The 17980-nt window shown below is 75.0% G+C and carries 16 protein-coding genes; 7 read left to right on the top strand and 9 right to left on the bottom strand.

Annotated elements, in window-relative coordinates:
* Window positions 1–31: 31 nt before the first annotated feature.
* Together FHD63_RS15370 and FHD63_RS15375 are read right to left on the bottom strand one after the other, a co-directional pair.
* Complete coding sequence (locus tag FHD63_RS15370) at window positions 32–964, bottom strand: PDDEXK family nuclease (protein ID WP_139722810.1); 933 nt, start codon at window positions 962–964, stop codon at window positions 32–34.
* 283 nt (window positions 965–1247) lie between these two features.
* On the bottom strand, window positions 1248–1952 hold the full coding sequence (locus FHD63_RS15375) for a hypothetical protein (RefSeq protein WP_139722811.1): 705 nt from the start codon (window positions 1950–1952) through the stop codon (window positions 1248–1250).
* An 88-nt stretch (window positions 1953–2040) separates the two neighbouring features.
* Between FHD63_RS15375 and FHD63_RS15380 the strand changes: the two genes are divergently transcribed.
* Window positions 2041–2463 carry a PPOX class F420-dependent oxidoreductase gene (locus FHD63_RS15380; protein WP_139722812.1) on the top strand — a complete coding sequence of 141 codons (423 nt, stop codon included), beginning with the start codon at window positions 2041–2043 and terminating at the stop codon, window positions 2461–2463.
* A gap of 63 nt (window positions 2464–2526) precedes the next feature.
* Here FHD63_RS15380 and FHD63_RS15385 read toward each other — a convergent pair whose 3' ends face one another.
* The gene (locus tag FHD63_RS15385; protein ID WP_139722813.1) at window positions 2527–3633 is read right to left on the bottom strand and encodes a serine hydrolase domain-containing protein; all 1107 of its coding nucleotides are present in this window, start codon (window positions 3631–3633) and stop codon (window positions 2527–2529) included.
* Between the two features lie 168 nt (window positions 3634–3801).
* Window positions 3802–5598, bottom strand: coding sequence for a glutaminase A (gene glsA / locus FHD63_RS15390; RefSeq protein ID WP_158296817.1), 1797 nt, complete (start codon window positions 5596–5598; stop codon window positions 3802–3804).
* 82 nt (window positions 5599–5680) lie between these two features.
* Here glsA and FHD63_RS15395 point away from each other — a divergent pair, with 82 nt between their 5' ends.
* On the top strand, window positions 5681–6832 hold the full coding sequence (locus FHD63_RS15395) for a hypothetical protein (protein WP_139722815.1): 1152 nt from the start codon (window positions 5681–5683) through the stop codon (window positions 6830–6832).
* A 7-nt stretch (window positions 6833–6839) separates the two neighbouring features.
* Here the strand turns inward: FHD63_RS15395 and FHD63_RS15400 are convergent, their stop codons facing one another.
* On the bottom strand, window positions 6840–8342 hold the full coding sequence (locus FHD63_RS15400; RefSeq protein WP_139722816.1) for a SulP family inorganic anion transporter: 1503 nt from the start codon (window positions 8340–8342) through the stop codon (window positions 6840–6842).
* A 162-nt stretch (window positions 8343–8504) separates the two neighbouring features.
* Entirely contained in the window at window positions 8505–8972 is a 468-nt protein-coding gene (locus FHD63_RS15405) for an SRPBCC family protein (protein WP_139722817.1), read from the bottom strand.
* Between the two features lie 215 nt (window positions 8973–9187).
* On the opposite strand from FHD63_RS15405, the gene FHD63_RS15410 reads away from it, so the two are divergent.
* The gene (locus FHD63_RS15410) at window positions 9188–9958 is read left to right on the top strand and encodes an alpha/beta fold hydrolase (RefSeq protein WP_238705706.1); all 771 of its coding nucleotides are present in this window, start codon (window positions 9188–9190) and stop codon (window positions 9956–9958) included.
* Between the two features lie 81 nt (window positions 9959–10039).
* Here the strand turns inward: FHD63_RS15410 and FHD63_RS15415 are convergent, their stop codons facing one another.
* Window positions 10040–10501 (bottom strand): SRPBCC family protein, encoded by a 462-nt coding sequence (locus FHD63_RS15415; RefSeq protein ID WP_139722818.1) that lies wholly within the window; start codon window positions 10499–10501, stop codon window positions 10040–10042.
* Between the two features lie 120 nt (window positions 10502–10621).
* Window positions 10622–11515 (bottom strand): EamA family transporter, encoded by an 894-nt coding sequence (locus FHD63_RS15420; protein ID WP_238705707.1) that lies wholly within the window; start codon window positions 11513–11515, stop codon window positions 10622–10624.
* A 75-nt stretch (window positions 11516–11590) separates the two neighbouring features.
* Here FHD63_RS15420 and FHD63_RS15425 point away from each other — a divergent pair, with 75 nt between their 5' ends.
* A complete protein-coding gene (locus FHD63_RS15425) occupies window positions 11591–12454 on the top strand; it encodes a LysR family transcriptional regulator (RefSeq protein WP_139722819.1) in 864 nt (287 codons plus the stop codon).
* Here the strand turns inward: FHD63_RS15425 and FHD63_RS15430 are convergent.
* Window positions 12442–13380 carry a LysR family transcriptional regulator gene (locus FHD63_RS15430; RefSeq protein ID WP_139722820.1) on the bottom strand — a complete coding sequence of 313 codons (939 nt, stop codon included), beginning with the start codon at window positions 13378–13380 and terminating at the stop codon, window positions 12442–12444. The genes FHD63_RS15425 and FHD63_RS15430 overlap by 13 nt on opposite strands.
* 73 nt (window positions 13381–13453) lie before the next feature.
* Here FHD63_RS15430 and FHD63_RS15435 point away from each other — a divergent pair, with 73 nt between their 5' ends.
* The 3 genes from FHD63_RS15435 to FHD63_RS15445 are packed head-to-tail and all read left to right on the top strand — an operon-like array spanning window position 13454 to window position 17967.
* Window positions 13454–15532: an NADH:flavin oxidoreductase gene (locus FHD63_RS15435; protein WP_139722821.1), complete on the top strand. Its 2079-nt coding sequence runs from the start codon at window positions 13454–13456 to the stop codon at window positions 15530–15532.
* Between the two features lie 24 nt (window positions 15533–15556).
* A complete protein-coding gene (locus FHD63_RS15440) occupies window positions 15557–16825 on the top strand; it encodes an aromatic ring-hydroxylating oxygenase subunit alpha (protein ID WP_139722822.1) in 1269 nt (422 codons plus the stop codon).
* Window positions 16822–17967: an FAD-binding oxidoreductase gene (locus FHD63_RS15445; RefSeq protein ID WP_139722823.1), complete on the top strand. Its 1146-nt coding sequence runs from the start codon at window positions 16822–16824 to the stop codon at window positions 17965–17967. The genes FHD63_RS15440 and FHD63_RS15445 overlap by 4 nt, the downstream gene beginning before the upstream one ends.
* Window positions 17968–17980 lie beyond the last annotated feature (13 nt).

Genomic DNA, 17980 nt, shown 5'->3' on the forward strand with positions numbered 1-17980 from the left:
CGGGATCGAGGCGCCGGCACGAGGGTGGAGGTCAGCCCCGGCGCGCCCGGGAGCGGGCGAACGCGGCCCTGAGCCTGCGCTCGACCAGGCGCGGGTCGGCGAGATCGACCCAGGTCAGCCGCACGACCTCGTAGCCCAGCTCGCGCAGGCGGTCCTCCCGGAGCTTCTCCTGGCGCAGGGCGGCTGGGTCGTCGTACTTCAGCATCCCGTCGAACTCCACGACCACCCCCCGGTCGCGGTAGAGGAAGTCGACCCGGGCCACGAGGACCCCGTCGCGGTCCACGATCTCGGCCTGCTGCTCGGGCAGCGGCAGGCCCAGCGTCAGCAGCACCCACCTGGTCCGCGACTCCCCCGCGGACTCGCTCAGGGCCGACGCCAGCTCGGCGGTACGGGCGGCGCGGAGCTGCCCGCGGCCGCCGCCGAGGACCGGGAGCGCCCGCTCCAGCTCCGCGCGCGTGGCCCGACCCTCCCTCAGCGCCGCGTCCGCGCTGACCAGCCCGGCCTCCACACCGAACCGGGCCGCCACCTGGAGCGCCGCGAGGGCGGTCTGCACCGCGGGCCCGCACGCGGTGTCCACGAGGAGCTCGTCGGGCACCCGGCGGTGCACCACGACGACGGCGTCCTGGAAGGACCGGCCACCGTCGGTGCGGCACAGGTGGGCCCGGTCGTCGACCCCGTGCACGCCCACCCTCCGCGCCGCCAGCGCGCTGTGGTGGCTCAGCGCCACGGCGGCACCCGGGCCGAACGCCCGGAGCACCGCCCGCGCCCGCATCTCGTGCCGGTCCCAGGGTGGGGCCGTCCGCCATACCGCGCCCTCGACGAAGGTGCCGCGGCGCAGGCGCACGAGGACACCGGACCTCACGAGCGCCTGCGTCTCGCGGTGATCCACGCCCAGCGCCGCCAGGTCGGCCGTGACCGCGACATGGCCCAGGCTCCCCAGCAGCGTCATCACCTCCCCCGGCATCACCCCAGGATGCCGTGATCGGAGGCGGCCCGGCCGCGCTCGTCCACAGGCCCCGCCGGGGCGGACCGTCGCGGCACCTCTCGCGCACCACGCGTCGCAGCGGCACCGGGCTGCAGAGCTTTGACTCCCGGGCGGGGAGATCACCCCGGCGGACGGGCACATCTCCGCACGCTGCTCCTCATGAGGCCGGTGGGACGACCGGGGTCCGACCGGGACGGGTATGCCGCCCCCTGGCAGCCCCGGCAGCCCCGGCAGCCCCAGCAACCCGGGCAGCCCCGGTCGCTCAGTCCGGCAGCACCCGCCGGCCCTCCCACGTGCCGTGCTCCCCGAGGGGCCGGAAGCGCAGGGTCGTGAACTCGTGGTGGAAGTCGCGGCGCTCGCGCTCCCGCATGGCCCGGGCGTGCCGCGTACCGACCTCGCCGCCGTGCGGGCCGTCCGCCGACCCGTCACGGCCGTGCACCATGCCGGTCATCTCGCGGGCGCTGCGCCAGACCGAGAAGGTGGAGACGGTGCGCGGCGGGCGGTAGGCCGCGAGCGCCAGCGTGACGCCCGGGTGGTCACGGACCTGCCGCTCCACCGGCCGGCCCCAGTGGACGAAGCGCGGCACCTCCGGGATCCGCATCCGCGCCACCGTCACCGCGACGACCGGCTCGGCGGGGTCGGAGCGCCCGGCGATCTCCGGCAGCGGGCCGAGCCGCCGCACCTGCCCCCACCGGCGCAGGAACTCCAGCCGCACGTGCCATCCCTCGGCCAGGGTGCGTCCGAGCCGGTCGGTCGCGAGGAAGCGCTCCAGGGCCACCTCGTCCTCCCACCGGGCGAAGACCGCGAGGCGGTGCACCTGCAGGCGCTGGGGTGAGACCACCGGGGCGCCCAGCGTCATCGAGGCCATCACCTCGGCGTGCCGCAGTCCGGGGACCGCACGCGGGGGACGCGCGATCGCCCGCGCACCGACCCGCGCCGGGACCCGGACGAGGTGGAAGGAGTGCATGCCGGCGAACCTACGCGACCCCGGGACCCGAGGACCGTCAGGCACTTGCTCCTGGCGGGGCCGGGGCGGCTGGCGCCATGATGGGGACATGGATCCAGCGCTGCGCGACATCCTCACCGCCGGCTCGAACGGCGCCCTCACCACGATCAAGCGCGACGGCCAGCCGCAGCTCTCCCTCGTGACCTACGCCATCGACCCGGACGCCTCGGTGGTCCGGGTCTCCACCACCGACGGCCGGGCCAAGGTGGCCAACCTGCGCCGCGACCCGCGCTCCAGCCTCTTCGTCACCAGCGCCAGCGGCTGGTCGTATGCCGTGGCCCAGGGCACGGTGGAGCTCTCCCCCACCGCGGCCGAGGAGCACGACCCGACGGTCGAGGACCTCGTCGCGCTCTACCGCGACGCCCAGGGCGAGCACCCCGACTGGGACGACTACCGCCGGGCGATGGTGGCCGACCGGCGCCTCGTCGTCCGGCTCCGGGTCGAGCACGTCTACGGCGTGGCCCAGGGGTAGGAGCCGCCGCAGCCGCCGCTCCCCCGTCCCGGGCTCACCCCGCCGGGGCGGGAGAGGCCGTGGTCACAGGGCCCGCAGGTCCTCCACGAGCCGGAAGGTGGGCGGGCCCATCTCCACCTGGGTGAGGAGCACGGCATACCTCCCGGTGGCGGGGTCGACCCAGACGTCGGTGCCGAGCCCGCCCGACCAGCCGAACCGACCCGGGTGCGCGCCGCCGCGCTCCACCGCGACGCCGAAGCCCCAGCCGGAGCCGTCCCAGAAGCCGGGGAAGAAACCGGCCGGGTCCTTCGCGGCGGCCGGCACCTGGTCGGTGCGCAGCGCCCGGAGGAGCTCGGGGGCCACGACCCGCTCACCCTCGTGCACGCCGCCGGCCGCGAGCATCCGCGCGAACGCGGCGTAGTCGGCGAGGGTCGAGACCAGCTCGTCGTGGCTGCGGTCGGAGACGTCGTCGGCGACGAAGTGCCCCGCGCCCGCCGGCTCGAGCTCGACGAACCGGCCGTCCTCCTGGAGGCGGTATGCCGCGGAGAGGCGGTGCGCGTGGGCGGACGGCACGGCATACCCCGTGTCGGCCATGCCGAGGGGGCGCAGGAGGTCGTCCCGCAGGTGCTCGCCCAGCGGCCGCCCGACGAGACGGGACAGCAGGATGCCCAGCAGGGCGAAGGAGTGGTGGTAGCGCCACGTCCGCCCCGGCTGGGCCACCAGGGGCAGGCCGGCCAGCGCCCCGAGCCACGCGTCGGCGCCGAGGGTGAGCGGTTCGGGCCCCGCCTCGACCCCGGCCTCGGCCATCGCCCGCCGCAGCGGGGAGTCGTCGAGGACCATGCCGTAGCCGCTCGTGCAGGTGAGCAGGTGCCGCACCGTGATCGGCCGGTCGGCCTCGACCGTGTCGTCGAGCGCCGCGCCGGGCGAGCGCAGGACCCGGCGCTCGGCCAGCTCGGGCAGCCAGCGGTCGGCCGGGTCGTCGAGCCCGAGGCGGCCCTGCTCCACCAGACGCAGGGTGGCGACGGCGAGGACCGGCTTGGTCATCGACTGGATGCGGACGACGGCGTCGGTGTGCAGGTCGCCCGCTGCCGCGACCTCGAGCGCTCCTCGCGCGTCACCGAGCGCGGCCACGATCCCGGGTGCCGTGCCCTCACCCACGTGTCGCTCCAGCAGGTCGGTCAGGTCGCTCACGTGCTCCTCCTCCAGGTGGTCCTGGTCGTAGGACGACGGGGTATGCCGATTCTCATCGCCCGGAGGTCCGGTCCGGGCGGTGGGAGAGTTACACCGCTGTAGTTCTCCACAGGTTGTGCACCTCCTGTGGACGGCGGTGGCGGCACCGACGAGCGTCCGGCGCGGGGCTCAGCGGGCGCGGACGGCGCCGCGGCGCAGGGCGCGGTCGGCGACGCGGTAGGCGTCGCGGGCGACGGCGCGCCAGACCTCGACCCCGACCACCGGGTCCTCCTGCGCCAGCCGGGCGAGGTCCTCCGCCGACAGCACGAGCAGCTCCAGCTCCTCGACCGCCCGGATCGTCGTCTGCTGCTCGTCGTCGGTCCCCAGGGCCAGCTCGCCGAAGGACGTGCCGGGGCCCATCGTCACGAGGGTCACCGGCTGCCCGTCCGGCCCCCTCCCGAGCGCCTGCGCCCGGCCGCGCACGATGAGGTGCACCCCGGCGAAGGGACCGCCGGCCTCCAGGACCGTCTCGCCGTCGGGCACCACCCGGTGGGTCATCGCCGAGCGCACCGCCTCGGTCGCCGACGTCCCGAGGTCCCGCATCAACGGGTGGTCCTCCACCGGGTCCGGCTCCGGGCGCGGGCCGCAGTGGGCGCGGATGAGCTCGCGCTCGCACCACTCGACCGCCGAGGCCAGGTCGGCGAAGTTGGGCGAGGCGAGCTCGGTCCCCGCGTCCGGGTCCGGGAAGACCCCGGCCGGGTCCACGGCCACCGCCTCCGCCCCGGCCTCGCGCAGCCGGTCCCGCAGCGCCAGCAGGGTCACCCGGCTCACCTGGGCGATCTCGTTGACCTGGGTGAGGTCGAAGACCGCCAGCTCCGGCTCGTCCGCCACGACGGTCCGGGCCACCGACTCGGCCCCCGCGAAGAGCAGGTCGCCGTGCAGCTCGTAGACCCGGGCACGACCGGCGACCCGGTCCAGCACCTCCTCGTCGGCGCCCTGCCAGCGGGTCCGCGAGCGCGCGGTCTCCAGCGAGTAGCTGCTGCGCAGCGCGCTGCGCGACCCCCGGCTCACGTGCATGAGGTGCATCTCCATGTCCCGGGACATGCGCTCGAAGAGCGCCACCCCCCGGGCGCTGTTGCCGTGCGCGTCGAGCCGCGGCGAGAACACCGCGACCCCCACCTGGCCCGGCAGGACGCCGATGATGCCGCCGCTCACCCCGCTCTTGGCCGGCATGCCGACCGCGCTCACCCAGTCACCGGCGGCGTCGTACATCCCGCACGTCGTCATCACCGAGAGGACGTGCTCCACGAGATGGGCGTCGAGCAGCTGCCGTCCGGTCCGCGGCTGCCGACCGCCGTTGGCCAGCGTCGCGGCCATGAGCGCGAGGTCCCGGGTGTCGACGGCGATGGAGCACTGCCGGACGTAGCGCCGCAGCACCTCCTCCGGGTCGTCCTCGAGGATCTCGAACTCCCGGAGCAGGTGGGCGATGGCGCGGTTGCGGTGCGCGGTGGCCAGCTCGGAGCCGTAGACCCCCTCGTCCACCTCCAGCTCCCGCCCGGCGAAGGCACCGAACCAGTCCAGCGCCCGCGCGAACCGCTCGTCCTCCTCCTCCCCCGCGACGAGCGAGGTCGCCGTGATCGCGCCCGCGTTGATCATGGGGTTCTTCGGCCGGCCGGTGCCGGGGGCCAGGCTGATCTCGTTGAAGGCATCGCCCGAGGGCTCCACGTCGACCTTGTGCGCCACCCTCTCGACGCCCTGGTCGTGCAGCCCGAGGGCATACGTGAAGGGCTTGGAGATCGACTGGATGCTGAAGCGGTGCTCGGCCTGCCCCACCTCGTAGACCTGACCGTCCACGGTCGCGAGGCACAGCGCGAACCGGTCGGGGTCGGCCGCCGCGAGCTCGGGGATGTAGGCGGCGACCTCACCTCCGGCGGCGCCGCACTGCTCGACGATCTGCTCCAGGTAGTCCTGCACCGGGTTGCGCATCAGGCTGCTCCTCGGGGGTCGTGCCGTCCGCCCGAGCCTATGCCGCCGACGCGGACGCACCGCAGGTGCCAGGATCAGGGCCATGGACCCGCACCAGGACACCGGAGCGGCAGCCGCCGTCCGCCGGTATGCCGTCCGCTTCGACTCCGACGTCGTCGCCGGCCCGGGCGTGGGGTCCGGGCTCGGGGCGTGGCTGCTGCTCGCGCTCGTCGCCGACCAGGCGGAGCCGGCCGACCGCCGGCTCCTCGAGGAGCAGCTCGGGCTCCCCGCCGGGGAGGCGAGGGCGGTGCTCGCGGCCCTCCTCGCCGACCCGCACCCGGCCGTGTCGCCGGCGGTGGCGCGGTGGGCCGACCCGTCGAGGCTCACCGCGGAGCTCGCCGGGTGGGCGGTGCCGGACGCGGTGGAGGACGGCCCGCTGCCCGACCAGGCCGGCGCCGACCGGTGGGCGGCCGAGCGCACCGGGGGTCTCATCGAGACCTTCCCGCTGGAGATCACCGAGCTGACCCGGCTCGTGCTGGCCTCCGCGCTGGCCACCCGGATCTCCTGGCGCACCCCGCTCGAGCAGCTCGACGACGGCGGCCTGGGCACCGACGCGACCACGGCGCGTCACCTGGTGCTCGAGACCCGGGCGGCCGGGCCGGTCGGGGTGGTCGCCCCGACGACGACCTCCGGGCTGGCCGTGGTCAGCGTCGTCGCGGACCCCGCGGTCCCCCGGGAGCAGGTCGTCGACGCGGCGCACGAGGTCGCGGCCGGCCTGGCCTCGCCCCGGCTGCCGCGGGCCGTCGAGGTGGTCGAGGACGGCCACGCCTGGACGGTGAGCGAGCACCGGGAGGTCCGCGCGGCCTTCCAGGACGTCGTCGAGGAGTGGACCGGGTGGGTGCCGGCCTGGCGGCTGGTCTCGCAGCACGACCTCGCCGACGCCCCGGGCTTCGCCACCGCACTGGGCTCCCTGGCGCGCTACGTCCGGCCCGAGGAGCGCCCGGCCGACACCGAGGCCCGCCAGGCCGCGGTCGCCGCCTACTCCGCCACAGGCTTCGAGGCGGCCGCCGTCACCGCCATGGGGGTGCGGGCGACCGGGATGCCGCACGAGCAGGAGGTGCTCGTCCGCCGCATCCACCTGCGGCTGGACCGCCCGCACGCGGTCGTGGCGGTGGCCCTGGACACCGGGCAGGGCGGGGCGGCCTGGCACGGCCTACCCGTCTTCACCGCCTGGGTGGACCCCGCCGCCGGGTGACCTGGGGCTACATGCTGCCCAGGTGCCCCGCGAGCTGCTCGTGGCGGGCGCGGCTGGCGGCGTTGAGCCCGTGGATCTCCACCGTGGTGCCGTGGGCGGCGTACCGACGCTCGATCGCGTCCAGCGCGGCGACCGTCGAGGCGTCCCAGATGTGCGACTCGCTCATGTCGATGACGACCGTCTGCGGGTCGCCGGCGTAGTCGAACTGGTGCACCAGGTCGTTGCTGGAGGCGAAGAAGAGCTCGCCGACCACGCGGTAGCGCGCCACCCCGGGGTCGCCGCCCTCGACCCGCACCACCTGGGTGAAGTGCGCGACCCGGCGGGCGAAGACGACCATGGCGGTGAGGACGCCGACGACGACGCCGATCGCGAGGTTGTGGGTGGCGATGGTCGTGACGACGGTGGCGAGCATGACGAGGTTCTCGCTCTTGGGCATCCGCCGCAGGGTCGCCGGGGCGATGGAGTGCCAGTCGAAGGTCGCGACCGAGACCATGATCATCACCGCCACGAGGGCGGCCATGGGGATCCGGGCGACGACGTCGCCGAGGGCCACGACGAGGACCAGCAGGAAGACCCCGGCGAGGAAGGTCGAGATGCGGGTCCGGGCGCCGGAGACCCGGACGTTGACCATCGTCTGGCCGATCATCGCGCAGCCGCCCATGCCGCCGAAGGCCCCGGTGACGAGGTTGGCGACCCCCTGGCCCCAGCCCTCCCGCGTCTTGTCCGAGCCGGTCTCGGTGATGTCGTCGACGAGCTTGGCGGTCATGAGCGACTCCATGAGCCCGACCAGGGCCATCGCCAGGGCGAAGGGGCCGATGATCTGCAGCGTCTCCCACGTCAGCGGCACGTCGGGGACGAAGAGCGAGGGCAGGCTGTCGGGCAGCTGGCCCTCGTCACCGACGTCCGGCAGCCGCCAGCCGGCGAGCAGCGCCATCCCGGTGATGAGCACGATGGCGACCAGCGGCGCGGGCACGGCCGTCGTCGCCCGCGGCAGCAGCACCATGACGGCGATCCCCAGCACGACCACCGGGTAGACCAGCCACGGGACACCGACGAGGTGGGGGATCTGCGCCAGGAAGATGAGGATGGCCAGGGCGTTGACGAAGCCGACCATGACCATGCGCGGGATGAAGCGCATGAGCCGGGCGACGCCCGCCACCGACAGCACGATCTGCAGCAGGCCGGCGAGCAGCACCGTCGCGATGAGGTAGTCGATGCCGTGCTGCGCCATCACCGGCGCGATGACCAGGGCGATCGCCCCGGTCGCCGCCGAGATCATCGCGCGGCGACCGCCGACGACCGCGATGGTCACCGCCATGGTGAAGGACGCGAACAGCCCGACCCGGGGGTCGACGCCGGCGATGACCGAGAAGGAGATGGCCTCGGGGATGAGGGCCAGGGCGACGACGAGACCGGCGAGGATCTCGGTGCGCAGGCGCGCCGGCGAGCGCAGCGCGGCGCGGACCGAGTGCGGGTCGGGGGTGCTGGTGGGCGCGGAGGCAGGCAGCATGGACAGGGCGAGTCCTCGCAGGATCGTCGGTGGTGTCAGGAGGTATGCCGCTGCACGGGTCCGGAGGCGGACGCACGGTGCGCGATTGGACCAGTCTACCGGCGGCCGTTCACGCCCCCGACCAGCCCGTTCCCCCCGAGGTGCCCGCTGCCGGCGGTCGCGTCAGGCCTGCGCGGCCAGCTCGGCGAGGCGGTCGAGGGAGGCACGCAGCATGTCGGCGCTCGTGCTGCGGGCGCGGGCCGTCCGGGACTCGTCGGTGAGCCCGGTCCAGTCGTAGGTGTGGGTGACCCGGCAGCGGTCCTCGTCCAGCGGCTCCACCTCCCAGACCCACTCGTGCCCGGCCGGGTCCTGGCCCTCGCTCGCGGGGCGCCAGGCGATGCGGCGCCCCTCCTCGAAGGCGACGACATGGTTGTCGCGCACCTTGTCGTTCGTCGTGCGCATCGAGAAGACGTCGCCGACGGCCCGGACCCGGTCGCCGCGGACGATCTCGGCCAGGTTGTCGTTGCCGTCCCACTCGGGCTGGCGGGCGGGGTCGGCGATCAGCTCGAAGACCACGTCCGCGGGCGCGTCGATCTCACGGGTGGCGCTGACGACGCGCTGCTCGGCGTGGTCGGTCTCCTCGGTGCTCATGGGGCCAGTCAACCGTGCCGGGCTCGTCGCGTCGAGGGCGATGAGTCCGTCGGGTCCGCGGTGTCTCACCGTGCAGGGGCACGACCACCCACCGGACAGGATGGACCCATGACCGCAGGAGCCCGCACCACCGTCACCCGCACCGTGGGTGAGGGCGAGGACCTCATCACCTACGACGTGCACGGGGAGCTGTCGGACGCCTCGTCCGACCGACGGTGCTGCTGGCCTTCGCCTCCCCCATGGACGCCGCCGGGTTCGCGGCGCTGGCCGAGCTGGTCGACGACCGGCCGGTGGTCACCCTCGACCCGCGAGGCGCCGGCCGCAACCCCACCGGCACCAGCCCGCTCACCCCGGAGCAGCACGCCCAGGACCTGCACCAGGTGGTCGCGGCGCTCGGGGGCGGCCCCGTCGACGTCCTCGCCTCCAGCGGAGGTGCCGTCAACGCGCTGGCGCACGCCGCCGCATACCCGGACGACGTGCGCCGGGTGGTCGCGCACGAGCCACCGCTGGTCGCCTTCGTGCCGGACCGTGAGGTGGTCCTCGCCGCGTGCGAGGACGTCGTGCTGGCCTACGAGCAGCACGGGCACGCCGCGGCGATGGCGCGGTTCATCGCGCTGGTCATGGCCGACGGCGAGCTGGACGAGGCCTACCTGCGGCGGCCGGCGCCGGACCCGGCCGCCTTCGGGATGCCCCCGGGCGACGACGGCACGCGCGACGACCCGCTGCTGCGCAACCTGCGCTCGTGCACCGGCTACGAGCCGGACCTCGAGCGCCTGCGCGACCTGGGCGACCGGGTGGTGCTGGCCGTGGGCGAGGACTCCGGTGAGACCCTCGCCGCGCGGGCCGCGCGCTCCGTGGCCCGGGCGCTGGGTGGCGAGGCGGTGGTCGTGCCCGGCGACCACGGCGGCTTCATGGGCGAGGTCGACGGTCGTCCGGCCGGCAGACCCGCCGAGTTCGCCGCCGCGCTGCGGGAGCTCCTCGGCTGACCACCCTGGTGCAGGAACGGTGCGGCACATCTGTCGTCAGGGCGACGGACGTGCCGCACCGTTTCTGCACCACCATCGAGGTCACCCCTCGAGGACCGCCTTCATCCGCTCCAGCGTGGTCCGCATGCCCTGCTCGTTGGTGCGGCCGCGGGCGCGGCCGAGCACGGCCCAGTAGAGCCGCAGCGGCAGGATCGGCTCGAGCCGGAAGTACTCCGTGACCTCGGTGCCCTCCCCCGACGGCCGGAGCCGGTAGCCCCAGTTGTTGACCACGACCTTCTTGGTCCCGACGGAGAACTCGAAGAGCCGCTCCGGCTCGCACCGGGTGACCCGGCACGCCGACCAGTAGGTCGGCCCGACCCCGTTGCGCACCACCTTGCCGGCGAAGGTCGCGCCCACCTCGGGGCCGGTCGACCCGCCGGTCCAGCGGCCGGCCACCGTCTCCGGGCTGAACTCCCCGATCCGGGTCACGTCGCTCACGAGCGCCCACACCCGCTCCGGTGGAGCGTCCACGTGCAGCGTCACCTCGCCACCCAGCTCTGCCACGGTGTCCTCCTCCTGCGACCGGCGGACCACGACCGTCGGTCGCGTCCGGCACCCACCCTAGGCGCGCGGGCGCGCCCGGCCCCCCGGGCGGCCCGGGCGGCCGGGCGCGACCCCGGCCCGCTACCCCGGGGGGCGACGCCCGGAGACCCCCATCGTCAGGGCGTTGGCGGCGACGACCAGCGCCATGCCGACCCACTCGTGCAGCGCGAGCAGCTGACCGAGCAGCACCAGGCCCACCAGCGCCGCGAGCACCGGGTGGGCGCTCATCGCCACCCCGAAGACCGCCGCGGGCACCCGGCGCAGCACCAGCAGGTCGAGGGTGTAGGGCACCACCGTCGACAGCACGCCGGCGACGACCGCGAAGCCGAACGCGGCGGGGGTGAACCGGTCGGTGAGGGCCAGCCAGACGAGCACCGGGAGGTATGCCGTCGCCGACACCGCGGTCGCGAGCGCCGTGCCCTGCACCCCGGGCAGCGCGGCACCGACCGAGCGGTTGGCCAGGATGTAGCCGCCCCAGCAGGCCGCCGCGGCCAGCCCGAACGCCACGCCGAGGTAGTCGCTGCTCGGCCCCGGCAGCACGAGGACGTAGACCCCGACGCCGGCGACCACCGCCAGCGCCAGGTCGCGCACCGACCGCGACCCGAGGAGGCCCACCGCCAGCGGCCCGAGGAACTCCAGGGTGACCGCCAGCCCCAGCCCGATGCGCTCCACCGCCGCGTAGAGCCCGAGGTTCATCCCCGCGAACATCGCCGCCAGCCACACGACGCGCGCCCACTGGCCGCGGGTCAGGCGGCGGACGTCCGGGCGGGTGAGCGGCAGCAGCACCGCGGAGGCCACGAGCTGGCGGACCGCGACCACGCCGGCGGGGCCGATCGCCCCGAAGGCGTGGCTGCCCCACGCGGCGCCCACCTGCGTGCTCGTGGCCGCGGTGAGCATGAGCACCACGTCACGCGGGCTGGTGCGGCGGGGAGCGGCGGCGTCTGCGGTCCGCGCACGGACGGTGGTCTGGCTCATCGACATACCGCCGAGTCTGGGCGGCGGCAAGGCATACGAAAAATGCACGGCGTGCACGCTGCATACACTGGCCGTATGACTCAGCCCGAGGTCTCCCTGCGCGACCTGCGCTCCTTCCTCGCCGTCGTCGAGGAGGGCACCTTCACCGACGCCGCCATCGCGCTGGGCACCACCCAGGCGTCGGTCTCCCGGCACGTCGGCGCCCTCGAGCGCACGCTGGGGGTGCGGCTGCTCCAGCGCGGCGGCCGCGTGGTCACCGTGACCACCGCCGGGCGCCGCGTGCTCCGGCACGCACGGGCCAGCGTCGAGGAGGCGCGGGCCGTGGTCCGGGCCGCGCACGACGAGGGGCGTGAGGTGCGGGTGGGGTATGCCTGGGCGGCGCTCGGCGCGCACACCGCCACCGTGCAGCGCGAGTGGGCGCGACGGCACCCCGGCTCGGAGCTGACCTTCGTCAACACGACGACGCGGTTCGCCGGGCTCAACGAGGGCACGGTCGACCTGGCCGTGGTCCGCCGCGACCCGGGGGTCTCCCAGATCGCCACCGCCGTGCTGGGCCGCGAGTCGAGGATGGCGGCGCTGCCCGCCGAGCACGAGCTGGCAGGGCGCCGCGTCCTGCGGATGGACGACTTCGCCGACCGCACGGTCGCGCTGGACACGGCCACCGGCACGACCACGACCGACCTGTGGTCCCCGGACCGGGCCCCCGGGTCGTGGCGCGAGGTACGCGGCACCGACGAGTGGCTGACCGTCATCGCCGCCGGCCGCGCGGTCGGGCTGACCTCGCAGGCGACGGCGGCGCAGTACTCCCGGCGCGGTGTCGTCTTCCGCCCGGTCCGCGACGCCCCGCCCGTCGAGGTCCTCCTCCTCTGGTGGCGCGAGGACCCGCCGAGCGTGCTGGAGGAGCTGCTCGCCCTGGTGCGGAAGGCCTACGCGGGCTGAGCGGCGGCCGGGCCCGCGCCGGACCGGCGCCGGGGAGCGGCCACATCCTCCAGCGCCCGGAGCGCGGCGGCGACCGAGGGGTGGTCGGCACTGCCCCGTCGGATGCCGGTGCGCAGGTGCCGGGCCGGGGCGGGGTCGCCGTGCAGCGGGACCCGCACGACCGGGTAGGCCGCGGGCACGTGCGCGAGGCGCGGCACCAGGGCGATGCCCAGGCCGGCACCGACGAGGGCCGCGCCGGTGTCCCACTCGGCGGCGTAGTGCGCGACCGACGGCGTGAAGCCGGCGCCGGTGCAGGCCGTCTGGAGCAGCTCGTGGTAGGGCCGGCCGGGCCGGTCCATGATCCAGCGCTCGGCCGCCAGGTCCCGCAGGGCGACCGACTCCTGACCCGCCAGCGGGTGGCCCTCCGGGACGAGCAGGTCGATCGGGTCGTCGAGCAGGTGGCGCTGCTCGAAGCGCGGGTCGGTGCTGGCCGGGAGGGTGGAGACGGCGACGACGACCGCCACGTCCGCGCGCCCGGTCAGCAGGAGCTCGAAGCACTCCTCCGGGTCGGCCTCGACGATCTGCACCTCGCTGCCGAGCTCGGCGCGCACCCGGGCGGCCACCGGGGGCAGCAGCGCGGAGGCCGCGGTGGAGAAGCCGGCCAGCCGCAGCACCCCACCACCGGTCTTCGCCACCCGCGCCACCTCGGCGCGGATCTCCTCCCACCGGCGGACCAGGTCGTCGGTGCGGTCCAGCAGCACCTGCGCCGCCGGGGTGAGCCGGACGCCGCGGCCGTCGTGCACGAGCAGCTCCACCCCGAGCTCGCGGCCCAGCGTCCGCAGCTGCTGGGAGACCGCGGAGGGGGTGTAGCTGAGCGCCTCGGCGGCGCCCGTGACGGTGCCGCGCTGCGCCACCATCCGCAGCACCTGCAGGCGGCGGTCGATCATGCAGCCAGTGTGCACGACACCGTGCACTTTCCGGCGCTGGTGCGACGCCGCGGTCGCCCCGCAGACTCGCGGTATGCGCACGCTCGACCCCCTCCTGGACCCCTTCACCGTCAAGGGCCTCCGGCTGCGCAACCGGGTCGTGAGCACCAGCCACGAACCGGCCTACGCCGAGGGCGGGCTGCCGCGCGAGCGCTACCTCGCCTACCACCTCGAGAAGGCCCGCGGCGGGGTCGGGCTCACTATGATCGGCGGATCGGCGGTCGTCGCGCGCGACAGCCCGCCCGCCTTCGGCAACCTCGAGCTGCACCGCGACGAGATCGTGCCGTGGATGCGCCGCCTCACCGACGCCGTGCACGAGGAGGGTGCCGCCGTCATGTGCCAGGTCACCCACCTCGGCCGGCGGACCAGCAACTACACCGCCGACTGGCTGCCGACGGTCTTCCCCTCGCCGCTGCGCGAGCCGGCGCACCGGGCCTTTCCCAAGGTCGCCGAGGAGTGGGACCTCGACCGGATCGTCGACGACTACGTCAGCGCCGCGCAGCGCTGCGTCGAGGGCGGGCTGGACGGCATCGAGCTGCAGAGCTACGGCCACCTGCTGGACGCCTTCCTCTCCCCCGCGACGAACCACCGCGACGACGCCTGGGGCGGCTCGCTGGAGCGCCGGATGGCCTTCCCGCGTCGCGTCGTCCGCGCGGTGCGCGCCGCGCTCGGGCCGGGGCCGGTCCTGGCGATCCGCATGTCCATGGACGAGGACCGGCCCGACGGGCTGCAGCGCGAGGAGGCGCTCACCGCCCTGCGCGCCTTCACCGAGGACGGCGTCGACCTGCTCAGCGTCATCAAGGGCACCATCGAGAGCGACGCGACCCTCGCCCGGGTCATCCCGTCCATGGGCACCCCCTCGGCGCCGTTCCTCGACTTCGCCGGGGAGATCCGCCGGGAGATCGACATCCCCGTCATGCACGCCTCGCGGATCTCCGACGCGGCCACCGCCCGGCACGCCATCCGGGACGGGCTGCTCGACCTCGTGGGGATGACCCGCCCGCAGATGGCCGACCCCTACCTCGTGGCCAAGATCGCGGCCGGCGAGGAGGACCGGGTGCGGCCCTGCGTCGGGGCCAACTACTGCCTGGACGCGATCTACGAGTCCGGTGACGCCAAGTGCCTGCACAACCCGGCGACCGGGCGCGAGCTCACCCTGAGCCACGTCGTGCCGCCGGCGCCGGTGCGCCGCAAGGTCGTGGTCGTCGGTGCCGGCCCGGCCGGGCTCGAGGCCGGCCGGGTGCTCGGCGAGCGCGGCCACGACGTCGTCGTCCTCGAGGCCGACGACCTGCCCGGGGGCCAGGTGAAGCTGGCGTCCCGCCCGGCCCGTCGGCGCGACCTCATCGGGGTGGTCGACTGGCGGGTCAGCGAGCTCAAGCACACCGGGGTCGACCTGCGGCTCGGCGTCTACGCCGAGGTGGAGACGGTGCTCGCCGAGGAGCCGGACGTCGTCATCGTCGCCACCGGGGGGATGCCGAACCACGCCTTCCTCCCCGAGGGCGCCGCGCTGGTGCGCGACACCTGGGACGTCATGTCCGGGGACGTGCGGTCCGGCGGCAGCGTCCTGGTCTACGACGACAACGGCGCCGAGCCGGGGGTGGACGCGGCCGAGCTGCTCGCCACCCGGGGGGCCCGGGTGGAGTTCGTCACCCCTGAGCGGATGATCGCGCCGCTCGTCGGGGGGATGAACTCCCCGGCCTACCTGCGCGCCTTCGACGAGCACGGTGTCGCGGTCACCCTGGCCACCAGGCTCGTCGGGGTCACCCGCCACCCCGAGGGGGGCCTGGTGGCGCGGCTGCGCCACGACTACTCCGGTGCCGAGGTGGAGCGCCACGTCGACCAGGTCGTCGTGGAGCACGGCACCCTGCCCCTCGACGACCTCTACCACCAGCTCGTGCCGCTGTCCGTCAACGCCGGCGCGGTGGACCACCAGGCGCTGCTGGCCGTCCGGCCCCAGCTGGTCGGGGCCGGGTCCGCGGCGCCCGCCCTGCCCGCCGGCCCGGAGTCGGGCCGGGGCCCGGACTTCCAGCTCTTCCGGATCGGCGACGCGGTCGCCAGCCGCAACATCCACGCCGCCGTCTACGACGCCCTGCGCCTCTGCCTGGCCATCTGAGCGGCATACCCGAAGGAGGACCCCATGACCACCCTGACCTCCGCCCCCGAGGCCACCGACCTCGCCGGGCTCGTCGCCCGTCGCGTGCCGGGCTTCAGCCTGGACGCCGCGTTCTACACCAGCCAGGACGTCTTCGACGCCGACCTGGCGGCGGTCTGGGCCCGCTGCTGGATCTTCGTCGCCACCGAGGCCGAGATCCGTGAGCCCGGCGACTTCGTCACCGTCGACATCGGCCCGCACTCGGTCATCGTCGTGCGCGACGACGACGAGGAGGTCAGCGCGCTGCGCAACGTCTGCCGGCACCGGGGTTCCCGGGTGCTCACCGAGCGCTCCGGGTCGGTGGGCAACATCGTCTGCGGCTACCACCGGTGGACCTACGCCACCGACGGCACGCTGCTGCACGCCGGCGACCAGGCGCCGACCTTCGACAGGTCGTGCTTCGGCCTGCGACGGGTGCACGTGCGCACGGTGTCGGGGCTGATCTTCGTCTGCCTCGCCGACGAGCCACCGGCCGACGTGGCGGAGCTGACCTCCACCATCGCCCCCTACCTCGACCCGCACCAGCCGCTGCGCACCAAGGTCGCCGCCCAGCACGACCTCGTGGAGCACGCCAACTGGAAGCTGGTCATGGAGAACAACCGCGAGTGCTACCACTGCGAGGGCGGGCACCCCGAGCTGACCTGCACCTTCTTCCCGACCTACGGCTACGACCGGGACGCCGTCCCGGCGCGGCTCATGCCCGCGCACGAGCGCTACCTCGCGGCCGAGGCCGAGCTCGAGGCCGCCTGCCTGGAGCGCGGGATGGCCTTCGCCGAGGTCGAGGCCCTGGAGGAGGAGCGGGTCACCGCGTTCCGGGTGCAGCGCGAGGCGCTGGACGGCGCCGGCGAGTCCTACACGCTCGACGGGTCGGTGGCCTCGCGCCGGCTGCTGGGCGACTTCGACACCGCCCGCCTGGGCCGTGCCTCGGTGCACACCCAGCCCAACGCGTGGTTCCACTTCCTGTCCGACCACGTCGTGGTCTTCGCCGTCCTGCCGCTGGCGCCGGACCGGACGCTGGTGCGCACCACCTGGCTCGTGCACGAGGACGCGGTCGAGGGGGAGGACTACGACCTGGAGCGGCTCACGCAGGTGTGGGACCACACCAACGAGGAGGACGGCGAGTTCTGCGCCCGGGCCCAGCAGGGGGTGGGCGACCCCGCCTACGTCCCCGGCCCCTACTCCCCCAGCGAGCGCCAGGTGGAGTCCTTCGCCGCGTGGTACGTCGCGCGGCTGCGCGAGGAGCTGGCCCGATGACCGAGGTGCTGGTCCGCGGGACGGCTGCCCCGACCCACCTCGAGCAGGTCGACGAGGAGCTCGTGTGCGTCGGCGTGGAGCAGGTCACCCACGACGTGCGCAGCCTCACCCTGGCGCTGCCGGACGGGGCGGCGCTGTCGTTCCGGCCGGGGCAGTACGTCACCGTCACGGTGGACACAGGCATGGGTACGGGCACAGGCACGGGCAGGGGCGGCGGCCGGCTCAGCCGGTGCTACACGATCGCCTCCTCCCCGCTGCAGACCGGCACCCTCACGCTCACGGTGAAGCGGCAGGGGCCGGTGTCGACGTGGCTGCACGACCGGCTCGGGGTCGGTGGGCGGCTGCGGGTGAGCGGGCCCATGGGCGTCTTCAGCACGCACGAGCACCCGGCGGCGGCGCACCTGCTGCTGTCCGCGGGCAGCGGCATCACCCCGCTCATGTCGATGCTGCGGACCCTGGTGGGCACGCAGGGGCCGCACGACGTCGTCTTCGTCCACAGCGCCCGGACCCCGGCCGACATCGTCTTCCGCCGCGAGCTCGAGGAGCTCGCGGAGGCCCTGCCCTGGCTGCGGGTGGCGGTGGTCTGCGAGGGCGACAGCGAGGACGAGGTATGGCGTGGTGCCCGCGGGCGGCTCACCGCCGGGCTGCTCCGAGAGCTGGCGCCCGACGCGGCCGGCCGGGAGGTCTTCACCTGCGGGCCGGCGCCCTACATGGACGCCGTGCGCGACCTGCTGGCCGAGCTCGGCTGCGACCCGGCGCGGTGCCACCAGGAGTCGTTCGTGCTCGACACGGCCGGCGCGGTGGTGACCGGCGAGGGACCGTCGTGGGGCGCGGCCGCGGCCGGCGACGGTGTCGGCGACGGGTCCGCCGCCGGTGCGCGGACGCATACCGTCACCCTCACGCGCAGCGGCCGGGAGGTGCCCTGCGCCGCCGGCCAGACCATCCTCGCCGCCGCCGCGCAGGCCGGTCTCAGCCTGCCGTCGTCCTGCGCGGAGGGGGTCTGCGGCACCTGCAAGAGCCAGCTGCTCACCGGCAGCGTCGACATGCGGCACGGCGGGGGGATCCGGCCCCGGGAGATCGCCGCCGACAAGGTGCTGCTGTGCTGCTCCACCCCGCTCGAGGACTGCGTCATCGAGGCCTGATCCCCGGCGGCAG

The sequence above is a fragment of the Serinicoccus chungangensis genome (genome assembly GCF_006337125.1).
GTDB classification, from domain to species: Bacteria; Actinomycetota; Actinomycetes; order Actinomycetales; family Dermatophilaceae; genus Ornithinicoccus; species Ornithinicoccus chungangensis.

Coding starts and splice junctions, on each gene's coding strand:
- FHD63_RS15370 (WP_139722810.1), bottom strand. CDS start 964: ATGCCGGGGGAGGTGATGACGCTGCTGGGGAGCCTGGGCCATGTCGCG.
- FHD63_RS15375 (WP_139722811.1), bottom strand. CDS start 1,952: ATGCACTCCTTCCACCTCGTCCGGGTCCCGGCGCGGGTCGGTGCGCGG.
- FHD63_RS15380 (WP_139722812.1), top strand. CDS start 2,041: ATGGATCCAGCGCTGCGCGACATCCTCACCGCCGGCTCGAACGGCGCC.
- glsA (WP_158296817.1), bottom strand. CDS start 5,598: ATGCGCAACCCGGTGCAGGACTACCTGGAGCAGATCGTCGAGCAGTGC.
- FHD63_RS15395 (WP_139722815.1), top strand. CDS start 5,681: ATGGACCCGCACCAGGACACCGGAGCGGCAGCCGCCGTCCGCCGGTAT.
- FHD63_RS15400 (WP_139722816.1), bottom strand. CDS start 8,342: ATGCTGCCTGCCTCCGCGCCCACCAGCACCCCCGACCCGCACTCGGTC.
- FHD63_RS15405 (WP_139722817.1), bottom strand. CDS start 8,972: ATGAGCACCGAGGAGACCGACCACGCCGAGCAGCGCGTCGTCAGCGCC.
- FHD63_RS15420 (WP_238705707.1), bottom strand. CDS start 11,515: ATGAGCCAGACCACCGTCCGTGCGCGGACCGCAGACGCCGCCGCTCCC.
- FHD63_RS15425 (WP_139722819.1), top strand. CDS start 11,591: ATGACTCAGCCCGAGGTCTCCCTGCGCGACCTGCGCTCCTTCCTCGCC.
- FHD63_RS15430 (WP_139722820.1), bottom strand. CDS start 13,380: ATGATCGACCGCCGCCTGCAGGTGCTGCGGATGGTGGCGCAGCGCGGC.
- FHD63_RS15435 (WP_139722821.1), top strand. CDS start 13,454: ATGCGCACGCTCGACCCCCTCCTGGACCCCTTCACCGTCAAGGGCCTC.
- FHD63_RS15440 (WP_139722822.1), top strand. CDS start 15,557: ATGACCACCCTGACCTCCGCCCCCGAGGCCACCGACCTCGCCGGGCTC.
- FHD63_RS15445 (WP_139722823.1), top strand. CDS start 16,822: ATGACCGAGGTGCTGGTCCGCGGGACGGCTGCCCCGACCCACCTCGAG.